Source organism: Geomonas anaerohicana, assembly GCF_016458305.1.
GTDB lineage: Bacteria > Desulfobacterota > Desulfuromonadia > Geobacterales > Geobacteraceae > Geomonas > Geomonas anaerohicana.
Map to the genome: position 1 here is coordinate 212,905 of NZ_JAEMHL010000007.1, position 26,128 is coordinate 239,032.

Consider the following 26,128-nt stretch of genomic DNA (forward strand, 5'->3'; position numbering starts at 1 on the left):
GGGAACCAGGGAATAGCTGGAGCTTGGGAACCAGGGAATAGCTGGAGCTTGGGAACCAGGGAATAGCTGGAGCTTGGGAACCAGGAAAAGCTGGAGCTTGGGAACCAGGAATTAGCGCCAATGTGGCACCTCCCCCCACCCCCTAACCCCCTCCCGCGAGGGGAGGGGGAGAATGCTGCCTGCTCTTTCTTGACTTTCCGATGCCCCTTCTGCATTATCCAACGGTACTGATTTCAATATCTTCCCGAAGGGGTTCTGTAATGCGTAAAGGTAAAGACGGCATCATGAGGCTGCTCGGCAAGGGGGAGCCGGTTCCATACCGGCAGATGCTGAAGGCTCTCAACGTATCCCGGCACGAGCGCGGCCGCCTGGACGACATGCTCGACTACCTGGTCGAGACCGGGGAGATCGCCAAGCTGCCGGGACGGATCTACACGGTGGCCGGGGCAGGCGACACGGTGCGCGGCAAGCTTTCCACGCACCGGGACGGCTATGGCTTCGTGATGCCCGAGGACGGCGGCGAGGACCTCTTCGTGCCGGCACGCTACCTCTCTGAATACATGAACGGCGACACCGTTGAGGCACAGGTGGTGTCGACCCGGCGCGACGGCAAGCGGGAGGGGCGCATCACGGCGCTGGTGCAGCGCGGCGTCACCGAGATCGTCGGGCGCTTCGAGGCGGTCGGCAAGGGGGGACGGGTGATCCCGGACGACCCCAAACTCGGACGCGACCTGTTCGTGACGCCTGGCCCCGCAGGCGGCGCGTCCAAGGCGAAGAACGGGCAGATCGTGCTGGCGGCGATCACGTCGTACCCGGCGGGTGCGCGCCCGCTGGAGGGGCGCATCGTCGAGGTGCTGGGCGAGGCCAACGACCCGGAAGTCGAGGCGCTCACCGTCATCAAGAAGTACGAGTTGCCGCACGTCTTCGACGAGAAGGTCATGGCGGAAGCGGAACGGCAGCCCCAGCAGGTGACCGAGGAGGCAATCCAGGGGCGGGTCGATCTGCGCGAACGGCTCACGGTCACCATCGACGGCGAGACCGCCCGCGATTTCGACGACGCGGTCTCGGTCGCCCGGGAAGGGGACAAGATCCGCCTCTGGGTCTCCATCGCCGACGTGTCGCACTACGTCGCCGAGGGCTCTCGCCTGGACACCGAGGCCTACCTGCGCGGCACCTCCGTTTATTTCCCGGACCGCTGCATCCCGATGCTCCCCGAGCAGCTTTCCAACGGCATCTGCTCTTTGAACCCGCAGGTGGACCGACTCACCATGACCGCGGAGATGCTCTTCGACTCGACCGGCGCCAGGGTGGACCAGAAGTTCTATACCAGCGTGATCAAAAGCGCGGCGCGGCTCACCTACACCACGGTGAAGAAGGTCCTGGTGGACCGGGACGCCGAGGCCATCGAGTCGAACCGGCACCTGGTGGCCGACCTGAAGGTGATGGAGGAACTTTCCCTCAGGCTGAACGCGGTACGCAAGGGGAGGGGGAGCATCGACTTCGACCTCCCCGAACCGCAGATCATCCTGGACCTGCAGGGGGAGACCACGGCCATCGTGCGTGCGGAGCGGAACCTCGCCCACCGCATCATCGAGGAGTTCATGCTGGCGGCCAACGAGGCGGTGGCGCATTTCCTGGAATCGACCCCGGTCCCGTCGCTGTACCGCATCCACGAGAACCCCGACCCGGTCAAGCTGCAGGACCTCTCCGAGTTCGTCTTCGGCTTCGGCTACATCCTAAAGGTGGTGGACGAGAAGGTGAGCCCGGTCGCGCTGCAGAAGCTCTTGGCCGAGGTGGCGGGGAAGCCCGAGGAGCGGCTCATCAACGAGGTGCTCTTGCGCTGCATGAAGCAGGCGCGCTACAGCGCGGAGAACCTCGGCCACTTCGGCCTGGCCGCCTCGTCCTACACCCACTTCACCTCGCCCATCCGGCGCTACCCGGACCTCGTGGTGCACCGCATCCTGAAACGGGTGCTGGCCGGCAAGATGACCAAGGCGGACAAGGACCGGCTGGAGGCCAGGCTCCCCGAGACCGGGCTGCACACCAGCAAGCGCGAGCGGGTCGCCATGGAGGCGGAGCGCGAGATGGTGGACCTGAAGAAGATGCAGTTCATGCGCGACAAGATCGGCGAGGAGTACGACGGCTACATCACCGGCGTCGCCCCCTTCGGCCTCTTCGTGGAACTGATCGATCTCTTCGTGGAGGGGATGGTGCCGGTGGCGACCCTCCCCCAGGACTACTACGTGCACCTGGAAAAGAGCCACGCCCTGGTGGGCGAGAGAAGCCGCGCCATGTACCGCATCGCCGACAAGATCAGGGTCAAGGTGGCGGCGGTGAACGAGCCGCGCAAGCAGGTGGAGTTCGCCCTGGTCGGCACCCTGGAGAAGCGCCCCATCGAGCCCATCGCCGACGTGCGCAACGCCTACCAGCGCATCCCCATCAAGGGGAAGCGACCCAAGCCCAGGCGCCGTTGAAAGCTGTTGCGCTGGCTTTCCGCGCTGTGGTATAGAGTTAGTTTGAGCTCTGCGCGGCATTAATTAGGAGATACACGTTTTATGGTTGAAGAAAAGGTACTGCCGTTCATGGAGCACCTGGTGGAACTCCGGAAACGGCTGATCGTCTGCGTTTTCGCCATCATCATCGGCATGGGGGTCGCCTGGAACTTTTCCACCGACCTCTTGAAGTTCGTGGAACAGCCGCTGACCGGTAAGACGTACCTGTCGGAAATAAAGAAATCCCTCTACGAAAAGGTTAAGCAGAGCTACCCCGAGGCGTACCAGCGCATGAAGCTGGGCGAGGAACACCAGGTCGCCGAAAAGCCGCGCATGCTGAACTACAGCGCGCCGCTCGAGCCGTTCTTCGTGCAGTGCAAGATCTCCATGCTGGCCGGCCTGGTCATCGTGCTCCCGGTCCTGTTCCACCAGTTCTGGCTCTTCGTGGCGCCGGGTCTGACGCGCAAGGAGCGGCGCATGGTGGTCCCCTTCGTCACCACGGCAACCCTCGCCTTTTGCGCCGGGGCCATGTTCTTCCTGGTCATCATCTGGCCGGTGATCATCAACTTCTCGCTCTCCTACGAAGCGAGCGGGCTGCAGAGCTGGTACAACATCTCGGCCTACATCAACTTCTGCCTGCGCCTGATCCTCATGTTCGGACTCATCTTCGAGCTCCCGATCCTTGCGCTGCTTCTGGCCCGTTTCGGCATCGTCAACTACCGCATGCTGGCCACCCGCAGAAAATACGCGCTGCTGGCGAGCGCCATCGTCGCCGCGTTCCATGCGGACCTGGTGACCATGTTCGTCATCATGATCCCGCTCTATCTCATGTACGAGATCAGCATCTGGGTCGCGCTCCTGTTCGGGAAGAAGAAACTTCCCCCGGCCAACGTCGAGCCGGCCGAGGCCTGAGGACACCTACCCTTCATGGTCATTTTCAGAAGCGTTTCTGAAATAAAGGAAAAACTGCGCCGGCCGGTGGTGACCATCGGCAACTTCGACGGCGTGCACCTCGGGCACCGCGAGATCTTCCGCAGGGTGCGCGAACTGGCGCGCGAGATGGGCGGGGTTTCGGTGGTGATCACCTTCGTGCCGCACCCGTTGAAGGTGGTCGCGGCGCACCAGGAGGTGCGGTTGATCACCACCTGCCGCGAGAAAGAGGCCCTCATCGAGGGGTCGGGCATCGACTACCTGCTCGAGATTCCCTTCGACCGGACCTTCGCCGCCATGCCGGCGGCGGAGTTCGTACAGCGGGTGCTGGTGGACGCCATCGGGCTTGAGCGGCTGGTGATCGGCTACGACTACGCCTTCGGGCGCGGCAGGGAAGGGGACGTGGGGCTCTTGCGGGAGCTGGGCACCCGCTACGGCTACAGCGTCGAGGAACTGCAGCCCATCTCGGACGGCGCCACGGTCTACAGTTCCACCGCGGTGCGCAGGCTGGTGAGCGCCGGCGACGTCGCCGCCGCAGCGCAACTCTTGGGGCGGCACTTCGCCATCACCGGCAAGGTGGTGCACGGCCACGAGCGGGGGCGCGGGCTGGGCTTCCCCACCGCCAACATCGACACGGAGAAGGACCTGATCCCGTCGGTGGGGGTCTACGCGGTCAAGGTCTGCCTGGGCGACCGCCTCCTGGACGGCGCCTGCAATATCGGCCCGAACCCCACCTTCGGCAACGACCGGCTCTCCATCGAGGTGTTCCTGCTCGATTTCGAGGAGAACCTCTACGACCGCGAGATCACGCTCTTCTTCATCGAAAGGCTGCGCGGCGAGAAGAGGTTCGCGAGCCTGGACGAACTGAAGACTGCCATCGCGGCCGACGTGGAGCGCTGCCGCGAGATCCTCCGCGAGGCCCGGCCGGTCGCCTCGGAGAGCGGCGGCGACTGGGACTGCGTCGCCGCGGCAACGAAGCCGTAACCAAAAGGGACAGGCACCTGACGGAGCCAGTCCCCCCAAGCCATACGACCGAAGACGGGAGCCGGATTGTTCACGCAAAAACTCGATAAAAAGCTCTTGGTCGGTCTCGCCATCAGCGCCGTCTGCCTCGTTCTGCTGTTCCGCAAGATCGACTTCCACAAGATGGCCGAGGCCTTCGCCGGGCTGGACTACCGCTACCTGGTGCCGGCGCTCGTGCTTACCTTCGTCAGCTACTACCTGCGCGCCATACGCTGGAAGTTCCTGCTGCTCCCCATCAAGAAGACCAGCCTGGGCAACCTTTTCCCTTCCACACTGATCGGCTACATGGCCAACAACCTGCTCCCGGCGCGGCTGGGGGAACTGGTGCGCGCCTACTCGCTGGGGAGCAAGGAGGGGATCGGCACCAGCGCCGTTTTCGCCTCGCTGGTCCTGGACCGGCTGTGCGACGGCTTCACCATTTTGTTGGTGCTCCTGATCACCTTCTTCACCATCAGGCTGCCGGCCGGGATGGAAGGGGTCCAGCACGCGCTGGTCACCGGCGGCTACATCACCTTCACCCTTTATGTCTGCGTGATGGCCTTTTTGTTCCTGCTCAGGCGGCACACCGATTTCACCCTCGGAGTGGTGGCGCGCCTGGTGCGCCCGGTGGCCCCGCACCTGGGAGAGAAGATCGACGCCATGCTGCGCTCATTCATCTCGGGCATCCGCTTTCCGGGCGACGCCGCCAGCATCATGGGCACCCTGGTCAGCTCGCTGCTGGTCTGGGCCACCGCCATCTGGCCCGTGGATCTGATGCTGCGTGCCTTCGGCGTCGTGCTGCCGCCCACTGCGTCCATGTTCATCATGGTCTTCCTGGTCTTTGCGGTCATGGTGCCGGCCTCTCCCGGTTTCATCGGGACCCATCACCTGGCCTGTGTCACCGCCCTGTCCGCCTTCCAGATCGGCAGCGAGCGGGCCCTGAGCATTGCCATCGTCATCCACGCCATGGGCTTTTTCCCGGTCACCGTTGCCGGCCTTGGCTGCCTGTGGCGGGACAAGCTTTCCATCCGGAACATCAGCGAAAATACCTCTCAGGAGCAACTGCGTGAACAATAACGGAATCCTCGGCAGGCTGGACCACTTCGCCATCCTGGCCTTCAGCATCCCCTTGTTCATCTACCTTTTGACACTGGCCCCCACGGTGACCTTTTTCGACAGCGGCGAGTTCCTGACCGCTATCTCGTCCCTGGGTGTGGCGCACTCGCCGGGGTATCCGCTGTTTATCAACTACGCCAAACCCTTCACCTTCCTCCCCATCGGCAGCATCGCCTTCAGGGTCAACTTCGCCACCGCCGTTTCGGCGGCGCTGGCCTGCTACGGCGTCTACCTGCTGACGGTGAAGTTCCTGGAGGGGGAAGAGACCGCGTGGCAGGGGCGCTTCCGGGGGCTGCCGGTCAAGCTCTCCGCGCTGGCCGCCGCCGTCACCTTCGCCTGCACCGCGAGGCTGTGGCTGCAGTCCAACCACGACAAGCCCTATCCGCTGCTCGCCTTCATCTGCGCGGTGGTCTTCTACCTGATGCTTTTGTGGCGTGAGAGTTTTCTCTCCGGCGAAGAGCGCCCCGCCTACGTCTATCTCGGGGCCTTTCTCTGCGGCCTGGGTGCAGGCGCCCACCAGATCATGGTGCTCATGATCCCGACCTACGCCTTCCTGCTCTGGTCCGCCGACCACCGCGTCATCCTGCGCTTCAAGGAGTTCTTCATCGCCTTCGCCTTCGGCGTGCTCGGCTTCGGCATCCACCTGCACCTGATAGTGCGCGCCTTCCAGCACCCGGTGCTCAACTGGGGCGACTCCAAGAACCTGGAACAGTTCCTCTGGAACATCCTGCGCAAGGGATACCCGACCGAAAAGCCCAACCGCGACCTGAACCTGCTCTGGTCGCAGCTGAACGCCTTCAACGTACCCTACGAGTTCACCGTGGCGGGGATGGCGCTCCTGATCATCGGGCTTGGCTACCTCTGCTTCAGGAAGCGGGCGCTGGTGCTGGGTTACCTGATCGCCCTCGGCTCGTTCCTGGCGGTGATCGTCGGCTACTTCAACACCCCGGGCGAGCTCATCTTCCTGACCGAGGAATTCTTCACCCCGCTCTACTGCCTCTCCGCCGTGTTCATCGGGGTGGGGCTCTTCACCCTGTTCAAGGAGGCGGCCCAGCGGCTGCCCGACTCCATGCCGCTGCGCCTGGGGCTCCTGGCGCTGCTGTTCATGCTCCCGGTCATCATCTTCGCCCGCAACTTCGTGGAGAACGACCAGCACGAGAACTACATCGCCTTCGACTACGCCAGCAACACGCTCCGCTCGCTGCCGCAGAATGCGGTCATGTACACCTGGGGCGACTCCGGCGCCTTTCCGCTGTGGTATCTGCAGGGGGTGGAGCGGATGCGCGAAGACCTCGACCTGCCGCACACCCCGCACCTGGTGTTCGACTGGTACCTGGACAGCATGCCCCGCATGTTCAAGGGAAGCCAGCTGTACAAGCTCCCCATGGATTACCGTTCGCCGGACAACACGCTGCTCACCTCGGTGAGCGAGCAGTACAACCGCCGCCCGGTCTTCGTGGACTTCTCCACCAAGTACTCGATCAACTTCAACAATTTCGTGCTGCACCAGCGCGGCATCACCTTCCGGCTGGACAGCCCCAGTGTGCCGCAGTCCCAGCCCGATCTGGACAGCTGGCCCATGTACTCGCTGCGCGGGGTGCTGGGGGACCACGACATGTTCTTCCGCGACCTCGACACCGGCAAGGCGATCCTGATCTACGCCGCGGCCCTGATCGAGTCGGGGCAGACGCGGCTGCGCATGGGGCAGAAGGAGGCGGGTGCCCGTGACCTCAAGATCGCGGCCGCCATCTCGCCGGAAAACAAACCGCAGATCGACGCCATCCTGAAGGCGAGCGGGGTGCAGTGATGGCGATCACCGGGAAGACCACGGTAACCGGGATCATCGGCTGGCCGGTATCCCATTCGCTTTCGCCGGTACTGCACAACGCCGCGTTCCAGGCGCTGGGCCTGGACTGGATCTACGTTCCCTTCCCGGTGACGCCCGAGCGGCTGGCCGAGGGGATCGCGGGGCTCAAGTCGGTCGGCGTGGCCGGTTTCAGCGTCACCATTCCCCACAAGGTGGCCATCATCCCGCTGCTGGACCAGGTGACCCCCGAAGCCGAACTGATCGGTGCGGTCAACACCGTGGTGGCGCGGGAAGGAAAGCTCATCGGCTACAACACCGACGGCATCGGCCTCATCGCCGCCGTGCGCGAGAAACTCTCGTTCGATCCGGCCGGCAAGCACATCCTGGTGCTGGGTGCGGGGGGAGCGGCCCGCTCCGCCGTGGTCTCGCTGGCCCTGGCCGGGGCCGCCGGGGTCACCATCGCCAACCGCTCGCACGACCCGGCCGCAGCGCTGGCGCAGCTGGTTGCGGCACGGCTGCCCGAGACCCGCTTTGCCACCCGCGGTCTCGACTGCCTCTCCGACGCCGGCTTCATGGGGGGCTTCGACCTGGTGGTCAACACCACCTCGGTGGGGATGGCCGGGGATTCATTCCCGGGGCTCGCGCTCTCCGCGCTGAAACCGGGCGGATGCCTTTACGACATGGTCTACGCCCCTCCGGTCACGCCGCTTCTGGCCGAGGCCCGGGCGCTCGGGATCCCCTGCGCCAACGGCCTCGCAATGCTGGTGGCCCAGGGCGAGGCGGCGTTCCGGATCTGGACCGGTGCCATCCCGCCCAAGGGGTGCATGGAGGGCGCGCTGGCCGCGGTTCTGTAACATGGAGCTATTCCTTGACATTAACGCGATTACAAAATACCATTCACAGGATCTTTAACCCCTGAGGTAGCTATGCACGTAAGCAGACTGGGTGAACTGCTGGTCACAAACAACCTGATCACCAAGGAACAGCTGAAGCAGGCGCTCGCGGAACAGAAAGCTGCGGGCGGACAACTGCGTCTGGGTTCCATTCTGGTCAGGGATGGGCTGATCAACGAGGCAGATCTCACCTCGTTTCTCTCCAAGCAGTACGGTGTCCCCACTATCAATCTCGCCGACTACGAGGTTGATGCCGCCGTCGTCAAGATCATCCCCGCCGAGATCGCTCACAAGTACCAGATCGTTCCAGTGAACCGGGCCGGCTCCACGCTCATCATCGCCATGAGCGACCCGAGTAACATCTTCGCCATCGACGACATCAAGTTCATGACCGGCTATAACGTCGAAGTGGTCGTCGTCGCCGAGAGTTCGATCAAGGCCGCCATCGACAGGTTCTATGACCAGAGCGCCTCCCTGGCCGACGTCATGAGCGACCTGGAGATGGAGGACCTCGAGGTCATCGGGGACGAAGAGGACATCGACGTCGGCTCCCTGGAGCGCGCCACCGAGGACGCCCCGGTCGTCAAGCTGGTGAACCTCATCCTCACCGACGCCATCAAGAAGAAGGCGTCCGATATCCATATCGAGCCCTACGAGAAGTACTTCCGGGTGCGCTACCGCATCGACGGCGTGCTCTACGAGGTGATGAAGCCCCCCCTGAAGCTGAAAAACGCCATCACCTCCCGCATCAAGATCATGAGCGAGCTGGACATCGCGGAAAGGCGCCTGCCCCAGGACGGCCGTATCAAGATCAAGCTGGGGGGGGGCAAGGACATGGACTTCCGCGTCTCGGTGCTCCCCACCCTGTTCGGCGAAAAGATCGTTCTGCGTCTTCTGGACAAGAGCAACCTGCAGCTGGACATGACCAAGCTGGGCTACGAGCCCGAGGCGCTGGCGCACTTCCAGCGTGAGATCCACAAGCCCTTCGGGATGGTGCTGGTCACCGGTCCTACCGGTAGCGGCAAGACGGTTTCGCTGTACTCCGCGCTCTCCGAGTTGAACAAGGTCACCGAGAACATCTCCACCGCCGAGGACCCGGTCGAGTTCAACTTCGCCGGCATCAACCAGGTGCAGATGCACGAGGACATCGGCCTCAACTTCGCGGCCGCCCTGCGCGCCTTCCTGCGCCAGGACCCGGACGTGATCATGATCGGCGAGATCCGTGACTTCGAAACCGCCGAGATCGGGGTCAAGGCCGCCTTGACCGGTCACCTGGTGCTGTCTACCCTGCATACCAACGACGCGCCCTCGACCATCAACCGTCTGCTCAACATGGGCATCGAGCCCTTCCTGGTCGCCTCCGCGGTCAACCTGATCACGGCCCAGCGCCTGGCGCGCCGCGTCTGCGGCGAGTGCAAGGTGATCGAGGAGGTGCCGGTGCAGGCCCTGATCGACGCCGGCGTAGCGCCCGAGCAGGCCCCCTCGGTGGTCTGCTACCGCGGCACCGGCTGTGCCAAGTGCAACGGCACCGGCTACAAGGGGAGGGTGGGCTTCTACCAGGTCATGCCGATGCTGGAGCCGATCCGGGAGCTGATCCTGAACGGCGCCAACACCGCCGAGATCAAGCGCGAGTCCATGCGCCTGGGGGTCAAGACCATGCGCCAGTCCGGCCTCACCAAGCTCATGGAAGGGGTCACTTCATTCGAGGAAGTTCTGAGAGTCACGGTGGCCGATGACTGACGCCACCAAAGGGTAACGGAGACGAGGTATTCATGATCAACTTTCATCAAATGCTCAAGGAACTGGTGGAGAGGGGTGGCTCCGACCTCCACATCACCACCAATACCTCGCCGCAGATCCGCATCGACGGTAGACTCACCCCGATGGACGTCCCGCCGCTCACCGCCATCGAGACCAAACAACTCTGCTACAGCATCCTGACCGATGCCCAGAAGCACAGGTTCGAAGAGGAGAACGAGCTGGACCTCTCCTTCGGCGTCAAGGGGCTGTCGCGCTTCAGGGGGAACATCTTCGTGCAGCGCGGCGCGGTCGCCGGCGTCTTCAGGGTTATCCCGTACAAGATCCTCACCTTCGAGGAACTGGGGCTTCCCCCCGTGGTCAGGGCACTGTGCGACAAGCCGCGCGGCCTGATCCTGGTCACCGGGCCTACCGGCTCGGGTAAGTCGACCACGCTCGCTTCCATGATCGACCACATCAACCTCAACCGCCACGACCACATCGTGACCGTCGAGGACCCGATCGAGTACCTGCACCCGCACAAGGGGTGCATCGTGAACCAGCGCGAGGTCGGCGCCGACACCAAGAGCTTCAAGCACGCCCTGAAGTACGTGCTGCGCCAGGACCCGGACGTGGTCCTGATCGGCGAGTTGCGCGACCTGGAGACCATCGAGGCGGCGCTGACCCTGGCCGAGACCGGCCACCTCTGCTTCGCCACGCTGCACACCAACTCCTGCGCCCAGACCATCAACAGGATCATCGACGTCTTCCCTCCCTACCAGCAGACCCAGGTGAGGACCCAGCTCTCCTTCGTGCTGGAAGGCGTCATGTCCCAGACCCTGATCCCGAAAGCCACCGGGGGGGGGCGTGCGCTGGCGCTCGAGGTCATGGTCCCCAACCCCGCGATCAGGAACCTGATCCGCGAGGACAAGGTGCACCAGATCTATTCGCAGATGCAGGTCGGCCAGGAGAAGTTCGGCATGCAGACCATGAACCAGTGCCTGATGGGGCTTTTGTCGCGGCGCCTCATCACGGTAGACGATGCCCTGGGCCGCTCCTCCGAACCGGACGAGCTGAAGCAGATGCTGGCCCCGGGCGGCTCGGGCGCGGCACAGATGCGGCGTCCGCCGCAAAGATAGCAGCAGCCAGTCCCGGTTACACCGGGAAAGGAGTACCTAGATGGCAAAGTTCGATTGGGAAGCAAGAAGCAAGGCGGGGAGCGTCCAAAAGGGCGTCATGGAAGCCGCCAGCGCCGCCATGGTGGAGGCGCAGCTTAAGCGATACGGTTTCAACGGCATCACGGTCCGGGAGCAGGGCAAGGGCTTTGCCATGGAGCTCAAGATCCCGGGCTTCGGCGGGCCCAAGAAGATCGAGACCAAGGACCTGGTCGTCTTCACCCGCCAGTTCGCCACCATGATCGACTCCGGCCTGCCGCTGGTGCAGTGTCTGGACATCCTCTCCAGCCAGCAGGAAAACAAGACCTTCAAGGACATCCTGGTGAAGGTCAAGGAGAGCGTGGAGAGCGGTTCCACCTTCGCCGACGCGCTCGCCAAGCACCCCAAGGCATTCGACCAGCTCTACGTCAACCTGGTGGCCGCGGGTGAGGTCGGCGGTATTCTCGACACCATCCTGGCGCGCCTTGCGGCCTACATCGAAAAGGCGATGAAGCTCAAGAAGCAGGTCAAGGGCGCCATGGTCTACCCGATCACCATCATGTCCATCGCGGTCATCGTCGTGGGCGTCATCCTGATCTTCGTCATCCCGACCTTCGCCAAGATGTTCGCCGACTTCGGCGGGGAGCTGCCTGCGCCGACCAAGTTCGTCATCGCCATGTCCAACTTCCTGGTCAAGTACATCGTGGTCATTATCGCCGCCATGTTCGGCATCAAGTACGCCATCGGCAAGTACTACGCCACCCCGGCCGGCAGGAAGGTCATCGATGCCCTGGCGCTCAAGGCCCCGGTGGTCGGTCCGCTGGTCCGCAAGGTCTCCGTGGCCAAGTTCACCCGTACCCTGGGCACCATGATCAGTTCCGGCGTCCCGATCATGGACGGCCTCGAGATCGTCGCCAAGACCGCCGGCAACAAGATCGTGGAAGAGGCGATCTACAACGTGCGCCAGTCCATCTCCGAGGGCAAGACCATCGCGGAACCGCTCGCGGAATGCGGCGTCTTCCCCCCCATGGTGGTACAGATGATCTCCGTCGGCGAGGCGACCGGCGCCATGGACGCCATGCTCAACAAGATCGCCGACTTCTACGACGACGAGGTCGACGATGCCGTCGGTGCGCTCACCTCGATGATGGAGCCGTTGCTCATGGTGTTCCTGGGCACCACGGTCGGTGGCCTGGTCGTCGCCATGTATCTGCCGATCTTCAAGCTGGCAGGCACAGTCGGCGGTTAAGTGGATGATTGAAAAGAAAAAGGTCTTCTGGTTCATACTGCTAAGACTGCTGGTGGTGTCCGTGTTCCTGGTCACCACCGTTTACCTTGACGTTCACACCTACGACGTAAGTGGCGAGGTCGCCGGGAGAGTGCTGCTCCGGTTGATCGGCGCCACTTACCTTTTCTCGCTGCTCTCCCTCTGGGTGCTGCGCAAGGCGACCGCACTCACGGTGCGCACCCTCACCCATCTGCAGATCGTCTGGGACCTGATCCTGGTCACGGTGCTGATCCTGGTTTCGGGCGGGGTGACGTCCCACTACGCGTTTCTCTACTTCCTCACCATCATCAGCGCCAGCGTGCTCCTGGCCCGCTCCCAGGCCTACTACACCGCCTCGCTGTGCGTCATCCTCTACGGCGCGATACTGGACTTCCAGTACTACGGCAAGCTGGCCCCGCTGGGACTGACCGCCTACCCCGCGCAGCAGTGGGGGGCCGAGTACCTCTTCTACCTGATCTTTCTCCACTGCGCCGCCTTCTTCCTGACCGCGTTTTTGGCCGGGCATCTGGCCGAGCGCGCCCGGGTCTCCGAGAGCGCGCTGCAGGAAAAGGTGATCGACTACGAGGAGCTGGAGCGCCTCAATTCGTGCATCGTGTCCACCATCGACAGCGGGCTTCTGACCATCAACGCGTCGGGCCGGATCCGGGTCTTCAACCGCTACGCCGAACTCCTGACCGGGGTTTCCCAACAGGAGGCGTACGATCGCCCATTGACCGATGTCCTGCCCGGCTGCGCCTGCTTCGGGCCCACCTGCCTCGAGTCGGGGCAGGGGGAATTCCAGCACCGGGACCCTGACGGCAAGGAGCTGCTGCTCTCCTACAAGTCGGTTCCGCTCATGGGGAAGGACGGCGAGACGGTCGGCGCCATCATCGACCTGCATGACCTGACCGAGATCAAGCGCATGGCCGCGGACCTCAAACGTGCCGACCGTCTGGCCGCGCTCGGGGAGCTTTCGGCACGCATGGCGCACGAGATCCGCAACCCGCTGGCCGCCATCAGCGGTTCCGTGCAATTGGTCGCCCTGAGGCCGTGGGTGGACGAGAAGGACGAGCGTCTTTTTTCCATCATCATCAGGGAAACCGATCGCCTGGACGGGCTGCTGCGCGATTTCCTGCTCTACGCCAAGCCCAACCAGCCCAGCAAGGTCGCGCTGAACCTGCACAAGGTGATCACCGATCTCTGTGCCCTGCTGGCGACCGATCCCAGGATGGAAGGGGTCGAGGTCGACAACGAACTGCCCGCCGACCTGGTGGTGCAGTTCGACAAGGACCAGTGTTCCCAGGTGTTCTGGAACCTCCTGGTCAACGCCGCTGAAGCCATGACCGGTTCCGGCAGCATCGGCATCGACGGCGCCCTGGTCAGCAGCGACGGCCGCAACGAGGTGCGCATCCGCATCCGTGACAACGGTTCGGGGATGAGCCAGGACGACGTCAAGCAGGTCTTCGAGCCTTTCTTCACTACCAAGAAGGGGGGCACCGGGCTCGGGCTGGCCACCGTGTACCGCATCGTGGAAACCAACGGCGGCAGGATGTCGATCAACAGCACCCTGGGGAAGGGGACCACGGTCACCCTGCATCTGCCGGCGTAAAGGCAGGTTGAGGTTACGGTTGAGGTTAAGGTAGAAAAGCAATCCAAGGAGTATCTGATGTCTGCCAGAATTTTGGTTGTCGATGACGAACTGAGCATGCGGGAGTTCCTGGCCATCCTCCTCGATGGTGAGGGATACCTGGTGGACCAGGCGGACAGCGCCGAGACCGCCCTTGCCTGCATGGGGCAGCGGCACTACGACATGGTGATCTCCGACGTCAGCATGCCCGGGCTGAGCGGCATCGATCTGCTTTCCCGCATCAAGGGGCAGGCCCCGGACACCGCGGTTTTGCTGATAACCGCCTTCACCACCGCCGAGCAGGCGGTCGAGGCCATGAAACTGGGTGCCTACGACTACATCGGCAAGCCCTTCAAGGTGGAAGAGGTGAAGGTGCTGGTGCGCAAGGCGCTCGAGAAGCAGAGCCTGGTGCAGGAAAACAAGCGCCTCAAGGCCGAGGTGCAGGAGCGCTTCAGCTTCAGCGGACTGATCGGCAAAAGCAAGCAGATGCGCGAGGTCTACGACCTGATCGCCAAGGTGGCCGACAGTATGGCCAACGTGCTCATCACCGGGGAAAGCGGCACCGGCAAGGAACTGGCGGCGCGGGCGATTCATTACAATTCCCCGCGCAGGAACGCCTCCTTCCTGGCGGTGAACTGCGGCGCCATCCCCGAGACGCTCATCGAGAGCGAACTCTTCGGCCACACCAAGGGTTCCTTCACCGGCGCCATCGCCGACCGCTCCGGCCTCTTCGAGCAGGCCGAAGGCGGGACCCTGTTCCTCGACGAGATCGGGGAGGTGCCCCTGCAGTTGCAGGCCAAGCTGTTGCGGGTGCTGCAGGAGCGCGAGTTCCGCAGGGTGGGCGGGGCGACCTCCCTCAAGGCCGACGTGCGCATCGTCGCCGCCTCCAACCGCAACCTCGAAGAACAGGTGCGCGAGGGTTCCTTCCGCGAGGACCTGTTCTACCGCCTCAACGTCGTGCAGATCCGCATGCCGTCGCTGCGGGAGCGGGCCGAGGACATCCCGGCGCTGGTCGAGCACTTTTACAAGAAGTACTCGCTCTGGTCCGGCTCCGGCGACATCATCGCCCCCGATGCCCTGCGTGCGCTGTTCAACTACCCCTTCCCGGGGAACGTGAGGGAGCTCGAGAACCTGGTGGAACGCTGCGTCGTGCTGGGAAGCCGCGTCATCGTCCTCGATTGCCTGCCGCCCTCGGTGCGCGACCATCGCGTTACCGCGGCACCCACCGGGGAACTGGAGATCCCGGAGGAGGGCATCGACCTGCAGGCGTACCTGGACACCCTGGAACAGAAGCTCCTGGTGCAGGCCCTCGACAAGAGCGGCGGGGTCAAGAAGCGGGCGGCGGCGCTCCTCGGCATGACCTTCCGTTCCTTCCGCTACCGCCTGGCAAAATTCGGCATGGATGAGGCCGACTGACAAAAAACGTCACTTTCCGGTTGCCTAAATTGTCGCTGTGACACTTTGGGTTACTCTCTCAGAGGACCCGTCCAGCTGCAAAACCATTGTATTTAATCTGCTTATGTCTGTTTCGTTACTTTGGCCTACATGTTGCTCTATAGCTTACGTCTTGCGGTACCGATGATCTAACCAGATCTTCAATTCGGCAATCCACCAACGAAAAGGAGAAACAGATGTTAAACAAAATCAGAAGCAACAAAGGCTTCACCCTGATCGAGCTCTTGATCGTCGTCGCGATCATCGGCATCCTCGCCGCCATCGCAATCCCGCAGTTCTCCGCGTACCGTGCCAAGGCTTACAACAGCGCAGCCAACAGCGACCTGAAGAACATGAAGACTGGTATGGAAGCCTACATGGCTGACCGTCAGGCTTACCCGGCTTCTCTGGACGAGAGATAACAGCTAACATTATTCAACTTTAAAGGAGAGGTTATATGAAGAAGATAATCGCACTTTCGGCTGCAGTTGTTGTTCTTACCGCCAGCTTCGCGTCGGCATCGTCGCTGACCACCGGCGGCGTTTCCGGCGAGTCCAAAACCATCTACGGCGGCATCAGCACCGGCGATTCCTCCGGGACCACCGCTACCCTGATCGGCAAGCTTTCCAAGAACGTGAAGCTCGGCGTTGCTTACGGCACCGGCGGTTACGCTCTCGACACCAAGCACAGCAGCGGCAACACCCGCTACGGCACCGCGCATGACGCTACCGCGATCTACAAGCAGGAGATCGGCTCCACCGACCTCGCCGCTCCGGGCGCTGCCAGCTACTCCGCATTCTCCACCTGGACCGCAATGTAATACTGGTTGCAGGTTTGTTTTTCAAAAAACGAGATGTCTCGGCATCTCGTTTTTTTTATTTCGCTCTCCGGCCCTCCCCCGGTATAGTAGGCTGTCCTGTTCTGACAGGTTCCCTGTTGGGCCGGGAACCTATTGAGGTGCAATCGCCTATGCTGAACATCATGATGGTTACCCTGAAAGGGATCTTTCGCGATCGAGTCTTTCAAGGGATCATGGCGCTGGCCGTGCTGTTCCTTTTCATTCCGTCAGCCGCCTCGCTTTCCATGCGCCAGGTAACAGAGCTCTCGGTAACCCTCTCGCTGTCCCTAATCTCCTTCATCCTGCTGCTGCTGTCGGTCTTTCTGGGGGGCACCTCGCTGTGGCGCGACATCGAGCGCCGCTATTCCTATAGCGTGTTGAGCCTCCCGCTGCGGCGCAGCTCCTACGTGCTCGGCCGCTTCCTGGGCCTGGCGCTGTTCATGCTGCTTACCTCGACCGTTCTGGGGCTGGCCTCCTGCGCCGCGATTGCGGTGTCGTCCACGCTGTACCCTGCCGAACGCCCGGTGGTCTGGGGCTTTCTCCTGCTGGCGCTGGTCTACGCAACCCTCAAGTACGTCCTGCTGGTGGCGGTGGCCCTGCTGCTGTCCACGGTCAGTACCTCGTTCTTTCTCCCCATATTCGGGACCATCTGCACCTATCTCGCCAGCGGCATCTCGCAGCAGGTGTACGAGTACGTACACTCCCCGGCTGCCGCGCAGGCCGTGTCCCCCATGCTGAAACAGGCGGTGACGGTCGCCTACTACCTGATCCCGAACCTGGCCGGGTTCGACCTCAAGCTGAACGCGATCTACGGTGTGGCGCCCAACCCCGGCGGGCTGGCCCTTACCGCCGCCTACTTTCTCACCTACACCGCGATTTTGCTGGGCGCCTCGATCCTCGTTTTCAACCGCAGGGAGATGAAGTGAGCAGGCACGTCGCCACCATCTTGTTGCTGGCCGGCCTGATCGGCTACGGCGCGGTAATCGTCCCCTTCGCAGGCTACATGCGCGCGAAACCCGTCGAGGAGAAGCTCGGCTACGTCCCCAGCGTCAAGGTGTTGAAGTCCCTGAGCGTGGACCAGAAGGAAGTGGCCGGGGCTGCGTTGGTCTTCAAGGTGCTGATGTACTACGGCACCCTGATGGGAGACCTGCCCAAGGGTGCCATCGTCAACGGGCCCGGCGACCTTCCGGGGATGTCCCGCCTGCTGCATGCCGCGGTCCAGCTGGACCCCTACAACATGGACGCCTACTACTTCGCCCAAGGCATCCTCACCTGGGACGCGCACCAGTACCAGGTGGCCAACAACCTGCTCGACTACGGCATGAAGTACCGGACCTGGGACTGGTTCCTGCCGTTCTTCGCCGGTTTCAACAGCGCCTATTTCCTCAAGGACTACAAGAAGGCGGCGCACTACTACGACCTGGCCGGTGACCTGAGCGGCGAGCCCTTGTACAAGAGCCTTGCCAGCCGCTACATGCAGGAGTCCGGGGAGACCGACCTCGCCATCGCCTACCTGGGTGGCATGGTCAAGACCGCCAAAAACGAGGCCGTCAAGAAGAGCTACCAGCTGCGCCTGAGCGCCTTCCAGGAGGTGCGCCGCATCGAGCAGGCCCGGGACCGTTTCCGCGCCGATAAGGGGAGCCTCCCCATCTCGGTGGAGCAGTTGGTTCAGTCCGGTTACCTGAAGTCCGTCCCCGTGGACCCGTACGGGGGCAGCTTCTATCTCGGCCCGGACGGCAAGGTTGCCACCACCAGCAAGTTCGCCCTAGGCGTAACCAAGAAGTGAGGGATGTGATGTACGCATTGGAGATACGTGGACTGGGTAAAACCTTCAGAGGCAAAAAGCTGCGCACCGTGGAGGCCCTCAAGGGGATCGACCTTTGCGTGGAGCAGGGGGAGGTGCTTGGCTTTCTGGGCCCCAACGGCGCCGGCAAAAGCACCACCATCAAGTGCCTGATGGGCCTGATCCGCCCCACCGTCGGGAGCGCGACCATCCTCGGCAGGGACATCGCTTCGGCCGAGGCGCGCACCTCGGTGGGCTACCTCCCCGAGAACCCTGCCTTCTACGACTACCTCTCCGCGGAGGAGTACCTGCTCTTCGTCGGGCGGGCCTTCGGCATGCAGGGCGACCTGCTGTCCCGCCGCTGCGAGGAGGTCCTGAAGCAGCTCGAACTGTGGGAGCCGCGCCGCCGCCTGATCCGCACCTACAGCAAGGGGATGGTGCAGCGGGTCGGGCTTGCCCAGGTGCTCCTGCACGACCCCGAGGTGTACATCCTCGACGAGCCGATGAGCGGGCTCGATCCCATCGGCCGCGCCCTGGTCAAGGAGATCGTGCTCGACCTGAAGAGGCGCGGCAAGTGCGTCTTCTTCAGCACCCACATCACCGACGACGTGGAGAAGGTATGCGACCGCGTCGCCGTCATCAACCACGGCGAACTCAAGGTGGTGGACCGCGTGGAGAACATCCTCATGCGCGGCACCGAAGGGTACGCGGTCAGCATTGCGGCCGCAGACGGGAGCGTCGAGGAACGCGTCGTGGCCGAGGCGCAACTGCAGGGCGTCATCAGCGATGCCGTCGCCGCCGGCAGGTCGATACTGAAGGTCGAGCCGCGCCGCAAGAGCATGGAGGCGTTTTTCCTTGATATCGTGGGACATTAACATCACCCCGCGCCACACGCTGTTCGCCTGCCTGCTGCTGGTCTCCCTGATCCTCGCGGTATACTATCCCGCTCTGCTCAGCGGCATCCATTCCGTCGATGATCCCGGCATCGTCAACCTGTACTCCTCGTCCCCGCCGCTGTCCCAGATCCTGCTGCCCGGGCACGGTTACTACTACCGTCCGCTCCTGGAACTCACCTTCTGGCTCGACAACGCCCTGTGGGGGATGGAGCCGAGGGTCATGCACCTGGAAAACATCCTGCTGCACTGCCTCAACACCCTGCTGGTCTTCCTGCTGGCGCGCACCGCCTGCCGCGGGCAGGGTGACGGCGTCTCCTTTTGGGCCGGCATCCTGGCCGCTGTCGTCTTCGCCCTGCACCCCGTTAACGTGGAGGCGGTAGCCTGGATCGCCGGGAGATCCGACCTTTTGCTGACCCTCTTCGCGCTGGCCGCCTGGTTCGTCTGGCTGCGCTGGCTCTCGTCTCCGCGGTGGCGCGATCTCGCCCTGGCGCTTCTTTTGCTGCTGGCCGCCCTGCTCACCAAGGAGACCGCGCTCGCCGCGGGCGGGGTGTTTCTGCTGCTCGCCCTGGTCTGGGCCGGCGCCGCTTCGCTAAGGCAGCGGGCGGGCGCGCTGGGTCTCATGGCTGCGCCGGCGCTGCTCGTGGTTCTGACAGCCCTGCTGTTCCACTCCGGGACCAGCGCCCTCAGCCGCTTCTCCTCCGCCACTGCCCTGCGCCAGTGGCGTGCGCTCGGCGACGCCCTGGTCGCCCTCGGTTTTTACGCCGGAAAGCTGGTCTGGCCGCTCCCCCTGAACTTCGCCATCACCGAGGCCGACCCGCGCCTCGCGTTCCTGGGCGCTCTGCTGCTGCCTGCTCTCGCCTGGCTCTTCGTGCGCCGCCGCGTTGCCGCGGCCTGGTTCGCCGCGGCGCTTTTGATGGTGCTCCCCGCCGTGCTGGTCGCCGTGAACCAGGTGGCCTGGACCCCGTACGCCGAGCGCTACCTCTATCTCCCCTGCGCCTGCAGTGCCGTGGCGGTCGCCCCCCTGGTCCCCATGCGGCTGCAGGCGTCGCGCCCGCTGCTGTGGGCACTGCTGGGTGTGCTGGTCCTTTCCTGCAGCGCCGTGGATCTGAAGCGCACGCTGCTTTGGCAGGACAAGCCCGCCTTCTTCGAGGAGGCCGTGCGCCGCTCGCCCGGCTTCGGGTCGGTCTACAACGAACTGGGGGGGCAGCTGCTGCAGCACGACCGGGTGCCGGAGGCGGCCGAGGCCTTCGCCACGGCGCAGCGGTTCAACAAGCGCGAGTCCATGCGGCTGCTCATCAAGGCCAACCTGCTCGGCGTCGCCTTTGCCCGCGAGGACTACCTCGGGGTGCGCACCCAGTTTTTCCAGACCTTCAAGACCAAGCAGGAGGCCAACGCGGATTTTCTCGAGCTGCTGCAAAAGGCCGACAGCAGGAGACTTACCACCCTCTCCGGCGAGAAGAAGGTCGCCCTGACCCTTGACATCCTGGAAACGCTGGATCTCTTGGGGAAAAAACGCTATGATCCCTTCTGGTTCTACCGCAGCGGGCAGCTTTGCCTCGCTATCGGAGACAAGGCCAGGGCCGCGGAGTTCTTCTCCCGCGCCTACCGCCTCGCGCCTGCCGACTCACATTATCGGCAGCCGGCGGCGTTGTACCTGCGCAAACTCGGATCGGTTCCATGACACCACACTACCTGACCATGCTGCGCCCGACGCAGTGGTTGAAAAACCTGATGCTGTTCTTCCCCCTGTTCCTGGCCGGGCAGATGCTGACGCCGGACGCCGCCCGGCGCGGCTCGCTCCTTTTCGCCTCCTTCTGCCTGGTCTCCAGCGCGGGGTACATCTTCAACGACCTGCTCGACCGCCAGCGCGATGCGCTCCACCCCAAGAAGAGCCGCCGTCCCATCCCGTCGGGAGAGGTGAGCGTCTCCGCCGCCGCCCTTTACGCCGCCGTGCTTCTCATTGCCGGCATCGGGCTCGCCCTGCGCTTTCCGTGGCCGGTACTGCTGCTGCTGCTGTCCTACGTTGCCGTGTCGCTGTCGTACACCCTTATCTTCAAGTCGATGATCCTGGTCGATCTTTTCGCCATAGCGGCCGGGTTTCTGATCCGCCTCCACGCCGGCGGCGAGGTCTTTGCCATCCCGGTTTCCCCATGGCTCTTTCTGACCGTGTTCCTGCTGGCCATCTTCCTCAGCACCGGCAAACGGCTCAGCGAGACCAACGCCCTCGGTGACAGCGCCGGCGACCACCGTGCCAGTCTCTCTGGGTATCCCCCCGGGTTCCTGGCGGGGACCATGTACATGACCGGGGCCGCGGTGCTGGTGACCTACACCATGTACGTCGTGTTCCGCCCCAGGCTCATCTACACGGTGCCGCTGTGCCTGTTCGGCCTCTTGCGCTACATCATCCGGGTCACCACCGGCAGCAGCGGCGATCCCACCGAATCCCTGCTCAAGGACCGGGTCCTGCTCGCCGTCAGCCTGACCTGGGCCGCCATCGTCGTCTGGAGCGTCTACCGGTGAGCCGCGTCAGCATCATCGTCGTCAACTGGAACGGCTGGCGCGATACCCTGGAATGCCTGGAGAGCCTGCTCCGCCTGGACTACCCCGATTTCGCCGTGGTGGTCTGCGACAACGGCTCCAGCGACGATTCCCTGCAGCGCATCGCCGACTGGGCCGTGCAGCAGGGCGTGAGCATCGCCCGCTACCGGCGGGCCGAGGCCGAAGCGGGCGGCGACCCGGCCGAGCGGCCCTGGCTCACCCTGATCGAGACCGGCGCCAACCTGGGCTTTGCCGGTGGCAACAACGTCGGCCTGCGCTACGCCCTGGCGCGGCAGGATGCCTTCTGCTGGCTGCTCAACAACGACACCGTGGTCGAACCCGACGCCCTGACCCACCTGGTGGCCGCGATGCGGCAGGACCCGGCGGTCGGGATCTGCGGTTCCACCATCAGGCTGCACCACGACCGGGACCGGATCCAGGCGCTGGGGGGGGGCTACTACCATCGCTTCCTCGGGCTCCCCTGGCATTACGGCCGTTTCTCCCGCTGGAGTGCGGCGCAGCCGCTGACGGCGCGGGCCAAGCGGCGCATGAACTACGTCGAGGGGGCGTCCATGCTGGTCTCGCGCCGGTTCCTGCTCGAGGTCGGGCTACTCTGCGAGGACTATTTCCTGTACTTCGAAGAGGCGGACTGGGCCATTCGCGGGCGCGGCCGCTTCACCCTGGGCTACGCCCCTGAGAGCATGGTCTACCACAAGGTGGGGGCGAGCATCGGCACCAGCAGCAACCCGGCGCAGAAGAGCTTCACCTGCGACTTCTACAACATCCGCAACCGGATCAGGTTCGCCAGGCGTTACCACCCGCTCACCATTCCCACCGTGTACCTGGTGCTGCTCGCCGAGGCGGCGCTGCGCGCCCTGTGCGGCAGATGGGACCGGGCCGGGATGATACTGAGGCTGATGGCCAACGGCGCCGGCGGCCCGGAGCTGCGGCCGTGAAGATCTCCATCGTCACCGTCTGCCTCAACGCCGAGCAGTACCTGGAGCAGCAGCTGGCCAGCGTCGCCAGCCAGAGTTGGCGCGATCTCGAGCAGATCGTGGTCGACGGCGGCTCCACCGACCGGACCCTGGAGATCGTGCAGCGGGCGGCGCAGGACGAACCGAGGCTGCGCTGGACCAGCGGGCCCGACGGCGGCATCGGCGACGCCATGAACAAGGGGCTGGCGCTGGCCACCGGGGACGTGGTCGGCTTCCTGCACGCCGACGATTTTTTTGCCGATCCCTCGGTGCTGCACAAGGTGGCGGACGCGTTCGACGACCCGGCCACCGAGTGGGTCACCGGCGGCATCCGCTACGTGGACAGCCGCGGCGAGGTCGTCGCGGCGTACGCTCCGCGCCGCTGGTCCTACCGGCGGCTGTTGCGCGGCAACATCCTCTTTCACCCGGCCACCTTCGTACGGAGGGACGTGCTGCAAGCGGTGGGGGGCTTCGACCCTGCGCTGCGCTACACCATGGATTACGACCTCTGGCTGAGGCTCGGGCGGCGCTGCGCGCCGCGCCGGCTGGACCTCCCCGTCGCCTGTTTCCGGGTCCACCCGCACAGCACGTCGGTGCGGCACATCGACGCCGCCTTCCGGGAGGAGTTCCAGGTCCGCTGCCGCTACCTGCGCGGCAAGCCCGTGCAAAGGGTGCTGCACCTCGTCTATTTCGCCCTGAAGTTCCTCCCCAACCGCTGGAGTGTGCGACATGGCGCTGCGTCCTGATACGCCGTTGGTGACGGTGGTGATACCCTGCTTCAACATGGGCGGGTATGTCGCGGAGGCGGTTGCTTCGGTCCGGGCGCAGACCTTCAGGGACTTCGAGGTGATCGTCGTCGACGACGGCTCCGACGATCCCGGCACGCTGGAAGAGTTGCGGCAGGTCGCGGCCGGCGGGGTGACCGTGCTGCGCACCCCCAACCGCGGCGTGGCGGCGGCCAGAAACGAAGGTGTGGGCGCCGCCCGGGGAAGGTACATCCTGCCGCTCGACGGCGACGACCTGCTGTTCCCCCATGCGCTGGAGCGGATGGTTGCGGCGCTCAAGGAGGAGCCGGAGGTCGACATCGTCTCCTGCGACGCCGAGTTGACCGGGGGCGCAGCGGGGGTGCTGAGCCTACCCGAATTCTGCCCGGTCAGGCAGCTCAGCGAGAACCTGCTCTTTGCCAGCGCGCTGTACCGCAAGAGCGACTGGCAGAGGGTAGGGGGGTACTGCACCGGTTTCCGTTTCGGCTGGGAGGACTGGGACTTCTGGATCGCCATGACGCGGGGCGCCGCCAGGGTGGCGCGCGTCCCGGAGCCGCTCTTCCAATACCGGATCCGCCCCGACTCCCGCGACCGGTCCATGGCGTTGTGGCAGAAAGGGGCCATGGTGCTCTTGATACTTTTGCGGCACGCCGCAAGCTACCTGCGCTCGCCGGCGAGCCTGCTCCGGCTGGTGGCCAACGCGCGGGGCATGAACAGGAACAGACCATGACTACGGAAGAGATTGCGCTGCCGGAACTGCTGATTGAGCCCGACCGTCCCGTGCTCCACTACTGGCGCGACGTCTGGCGCTATCGCGAGCTGTTCTGGTTCTTCGTCTGGCGCGACCTGCTGGTCCGGTACAAGCAGACCGTCATCGGCGTATCCTGGAGCGTGCTGCGCCCGCTGGCGACCATGGCCGCCTTCAGCGCCGTCTTCGGCATCCTGGCCAAGCTGCCGTCCCACGGCGTCCCTTATCCGCTCCTGGTCTTCGCGGCGATGCTCCCCTGGAACTTCTTCGCCAACGCCCTCTCGGAAGGGGCCGCCTCGCTGATCGGCAACGCGAACCTGATGACCAAGATCTACTTCCCGCGCATCATCGTGCCCGCAGCCGCCATGGCAGTGAGCCTGATCGACTTCGTCATCTCCCTGGCCATCATGGCGGTGCTCATGCTCTGCTCAGGGTACTTTCCCGACTGGAGGGTCGCGTTCCTGCCGCTGTTCCTGCTTTTGGGGGCGCTGCCGATGGTCGGGGGAGGGCTGTGGTTCGCCGCACTGAACGTGAAGTACCGTGACTTCAAGCACCTCGTGCCGTTTCTGCTCCAGTTCGGCCTGTACCTATCCCCGGTCGGTTTCACCAGCGAGCTCGTCCCGCAGAGGTGGCGCCTGTTGTATTCCCTGAACCCGATGGCCGGCGTCATAGACGGCTTCAGGTGGTCGCTGCTGCGCGGGGCCGCGGAACTGTACTGGCCCGGCATCATCCTCTCCTCTTCGCTGTCCCTGTGCCTGCTGCTCTCCGGCATCTGGTACTTCAGGAAGGCGGAGCGTGTAATCGCGGACGTGATATAGGAACCATCGCCATGCCCAGCGCCATATGCGTAGACAACCTGGGAAAGAAGTACACCATCTCGCACATCCGGCAGGATGACTCGTCCCTGCGCGAGCTTCTGAGCCGGGGCGTCGCCCGTTGCGGGCACAGGCTGCTGCACCCGCTGAGCCCCGCCCCCGCACCGGCGCGGGTCAGCGAGGAGTTCTGGGCGCTGCAGGGGGTCTCCTTCGACATCGCGCGCGGCGATCGTGTCGGCATCATCGGCAGAAACGGCGCCGGCAAATCGACCCTGCTCAAGATCCTGTCCCGGATCACCCAGCCCACCACCGGCAGCGCCCGGGTCCGCGGCAGGGTGGCCAGCCTGCTGGAGGTCGGCTCCGGTTTCCACCCCGAGCTCACCGGACGGGAAAACATCTTTCTCAACGGCGCCATCCTCGGCATGAGCAAGGGGGAGATCGTCAAGAAGTTCGACGAGATCGTCGATTTCTCCGAGGTCGAGACCTTCCTGGACACCCCCGTCAAGCGCTACTCGTCCGGGATGTACGTGCGCCTGGCCTTTGCCGTGGCCGCGCATCTCGAGCCCGAGATCCTGATTGTCGACGAGGTGCTGGCGGTCGGCGACGCGCAATTCCAGAAGAAATGCCTGGGGAAGATGGAAACGGTGGGGAGTGAAGGCCGCACCGTGCTCTTTGTCAGTCACAACATGCAGGCGGTCAGATACCTCTGCAACAGCGCCATCGTGCTGAGGGAAGGGAAGGTGGCCTGCATCGACACCCCGGAGCGGGCCATCGACGAGTACCTGCGCGACGGTATGGTCAACGAAGGGGGCGGCGACCTGGCCGGGCGCATCGCCGCGCTTCCCCCCGACCCCGCCTTCCGTCTGGTCGCCATCGACCTGTCGCAGCAGGGAAGGGGTTGCGACGAGGTCGTGGAAAACGGCCAACCGCTCGACCTGGCCATCGAGTACGACGTGCTGCAGCAGACCACGGGGCTCAGGGTCTATTTCGACCTGTGCGACGAGTACGGCACCATCCTCTTCCGGAGTTTCCACGACGAGCAAAGCGACGGCATCCCGGTAGTCCATCCCGGGCGTTATCGCTCCCGGGCCACCATCCCCGCCAACCTCCTGGGTCCGTCCCGTTACGAGATCCGGGTCAGGGCGAGCATCTTCAACGTCAGGGCCTGTACCTCCCCCGAGGGGGTGCGCATCAAGCTGAAGGTCGAGCAGACCGGCCGGTACAACAAGGCCTACCTGGGCGACACCTTCCGGGGCAAGCTGGCCCCCACGCTCAGCTGGGAGAACGAGGCGGTAACGCCACTACGGTAGTTA

Annotated in this window: 23 protein-coding genes; all 23 read left to right on the plus strand. The window is 64.1% G+C overall.

Translation table 11 applies throughout. The annotated features are described in order from the left end of the window. The first annotated feature begins 260 nt into the window (after positions 1-260). The 23 genes from rnr (at position 261) to JFN91_RS14625 (ending at position 26,125) form a co-directional block, all read left to right on the plus strand. Positions 261-2,474 (plus strand): ribonuclease R, encoded by a 2,214-nt coding sequence (gene rnr, locus JFN91_RS14515; RefSeq protein WP_199389899.1) that lies wholly within the window; start codon positions 261-263, stop codon positions 2,472-2,474. Positions 2,475-2,555: 81 nt separating this feature from the next. Beyond that, a complete protein-coding gene (gene tatC, locus JFN91_RS14520; protein ID WP_199389900.1) occupies positions 2,556-3,404 on the plus strand; it encodes a twin-arginine translocase subunit TatC in 849 nt (282 codons plus the stop codon). Between the two features lie 15 nt (positions 3,405-3,419). Continuing rightward, positions 3,420-4,406, plus strand: a complete 987-nt coding sequence (locus JFN91_RS14525) for a bifunctional riboflavin kinase/FAD synthetase (RefSeq protein ID WP_199389901.1) — start codon at positions 3,420-3,422, stop codon at positions 4,404-4,406. Positions 4,407-4,472: 66 nt separating this feature from the next. After that, positions 4,473-5,501 carry a lysylphosphatidylglycerol synthase transmembrane domain-containing protein gene (locus JFN91_RS14530; RefSeq protein ID WP_199389902.1) on the plus strand — a complete coding sequence of 343 codons (1,029 nt, stop codon included), beginning with the start codon at positions 4,473-4,475 and terminating at the stop codon, positions 5,499-5,501. Continuing rightward, a complete protein-coding gene (locus JFN91_RS14535; RefSeq protein ID WP_199389903.1) occupies positions 5,491-7,347 on the plus strand; it encodes a glycosyltransferase family 117 protein in 1,857 nt (618 codons plus the stop codon). Before JFN91_RS14530 ends, JFN91_RS14535 begins: the two co-directional genes overlap by 11 nt. After that, a complete protein-coding gene (gene aroE, locus JFN91_RS14540; protein ID WP_199389904.1) occupies positions 7,347-8,201 on the plus strand; it encodes a shikimate dehydrogenase in 855 nt (284 codons plus the stop codon). Before JFN91_RS14535 ends, aroE begins: the two co-directional genes overlap by 1 nt. Positions 8,202-8,273: 72 nt before the next feature. Then, complete coding sequence (pilB, locus tag JFN91_RS14545; RefSeq protein WP_199389905.1) at positions 8,274-9,980, plus strand: type IV-A pilus assembly ATPase PilB; 1,707 nt, start codon at positions 8,274-8,276, stop codon at positions 9,978-9,980. Between the two features lie 32 nt (positions 9,981-10,012). After that, the gene (locus tag JFN91_RS14550) at positions 10,013-11,116 is read left to right on the plus strand and encodes a type IV pilus twitching motility protein PilT (RefSeq protein WP_199389906.1); all 1,104 of its coding nucleotides are present in this window, start codon (positions 10,013-10,015) and stop codon (positions 11,114-11,116) included. Between the two features lie 40 nt (positions 11,117-11,156). Continuing rightward, complete coding sequence (locus JFN91_RS14555) at positions 11,157-12,380, plus strand: type II secretion system F family protein (RefSeq protein WP_199389907.1); 1,224 nt, start codon at positions 11,157-11,159, stop codon at positions 12,378-12,380. A gap of 4 nt (positions 12,381-12,384) precedes the next feature. Continuing rightward, a complete protein-coding gene (locus JFN91_RS14560) occupies positions 12,385-14,007 on the plus strand; it encodes a two-component system sensor histidine kinase NtrB (protein ID WP_199389908.1) in 1,623 nt (540 codons plus the stop codon). Between the two features lie 57 nt (positions 14,008-14,064). After that, a complete protein-coding gene (locus JFN91_RS14565) occupies positions 14,065-15,441 on the plus strand; it encodes a sigma-54-dependent transcriptional regulator (RefSeq protein ID WP_199389909.1) in 1,377 nt (458 codons plus the stop codon). A 215-nt stretch (positions 15,442-15,656) separates the two neighbouring features. Further along, complete coding sequence (locus JFN91_RS14570; RefSeq protein WP_199389910.1) at positions 15,657-15,881, plus strand: type IV pilin protein; 225 nt, start codon at positions 15,657-15,659, stop codon at positions 15,879-15,881. Between the two features lie 35 nt (positions 15,882-15,916). Further along, entirely contained in the window at positions 15,917-16,279 is a 363-nt protein-coding gene (locus JFN91_RS14575) for a hypothetical protein (protein ID WP_199389911.1), read from the plus strand. A 149-nt stretch (positions 16,280-16,428) separates the two neighbouring features. Next, positions 16,429-17,223 carry an ABC transporter permease gene (locus tag JFN91_RS14580; RefSeq protein ID WP_199389912.1) on the plus strand — a complete coding sequence of 265 codons (795 nt, stop codon included), beginning with the start codon at positions 16,429-16,431 and terminating at the stop codon, positions 17,221-17,223. Beyond that, positions 17,220-18,083, plus strand: coding sequence for a hypothetical protein (locus JFN91_RS14585; RefSeq protein ID WP_199389913.1), 864 nt, complete (start codon positions 17,220-17,222; stop codon positions 18,081-18,083). The genes JFN91_RS14580 and JFN91_RS14585 overlap by 4 nt, the downstream gene beginning before the upstream one ends. Positions 18,084-18,091: 8 nt before the next feature. Then, the gene (locus JFN91_RS14590; RefSeq protein WP_199389914.1) at positions 18,092-18,955 is read left to right on the plus strand and encodes an ABC transporter ATP-binding protein; all 864 of its coding nucleotides are present in this window, start codon (positions 18,092-18,094) and stop codon (positions 18,953-18,955) included. Then, a complete protein-coding gene (locus JFN91_RS14595) occupies positions 18,936-20,657 on the plus strand; it encodes a tetratricopeptide repeat protein (protein WP_199389915.1) in 1,722 nt (573 codons plus the stop codon). Before JFN91_RS14590 ends, JFN91_RS14595 begins: the two co-directional genes overlap by 20 nt. Continuing rightward, on the plus strand, positions 20,654-21,496 hold the full coding sequence (locus JFN91_RS14600; RefSeq protein ID WP_199389916.1) for a decaprenyl-phosphate phosphoribosyltransferase: 843 nt from the start codon (positions 20,654-20,656) through the stop codon (positions 21,494-21,496). Before JFN91_RS14595 ends, JFN91_RS14600 begins: the two co-directional genes overlap by 4 nt. Then, positions 21,493-22,470 (plus strand): glycosyltransferase family 2 protein, encoded by a 978-nt coding sequence (locus JFN91_RS14605; protein ID WP_199389917.1) that lies wholly within the window; start codon positions 21,493-21,495, stop codon positions 22,468-22,470. Before JFN91_RS14600 ends, JFN91_RS14605 begins: the two co-directional genes overlap by 4 nt. Continuing rightward, entirely contained in the window at positions 22,467-23,234 is a 768-nt protein-coding gene (locus JFN91_RS14610) for a glycosyltransferase family 2 protein (protein ID WP_199389918.1), read from the plus strand. Before JFN91_RS14605 ends, JFN91_RS14610 begins: the two co-directional genes overlap by 4 nt. Next, positions 23,218-23,982, plus strand: a complete 765-nt coding sequence (locus tag JFN91_RS14615; RefSeq protein WP_236015157.1) for a glycosyltransferase family 2 protein — start codon at positions 23,218-23,220, stop codon at positions 23,980-23,982. Before JFN91_RS14610 ends, JFN91_RS14615 begins: the two co-directional genes overlap by 17 nt. Then, complete coding sequence (locus JFN91_RS14620; protein WP_199389919.1) at positions 23,979-24,818, plus strand: ABC transporter permease; 840 nt, start codon at positions 23,979-23,981, stop codon at positions 24,816-24,818. The genes JFN91_RS14615 and JFN91_RS14620 overlap by 4 nt, the downstream gene beginning before the upstream one ends. A gap of 11 nt (positions 24,819-24,829) precedes the next feature. After that, complete coding sequence (locus tag JFN91_RS14625; RefSeq protein ID WP_199389920.1) at positions 24,830-26,125, plus strand: ABC transporter ATP-binding protein; 1,296 nt, start codon at positions 24,830-24,832, stop codon at positions 26,123-26,125. Positions 26,126-26,128: the final 3 nt, after the last annotated feature.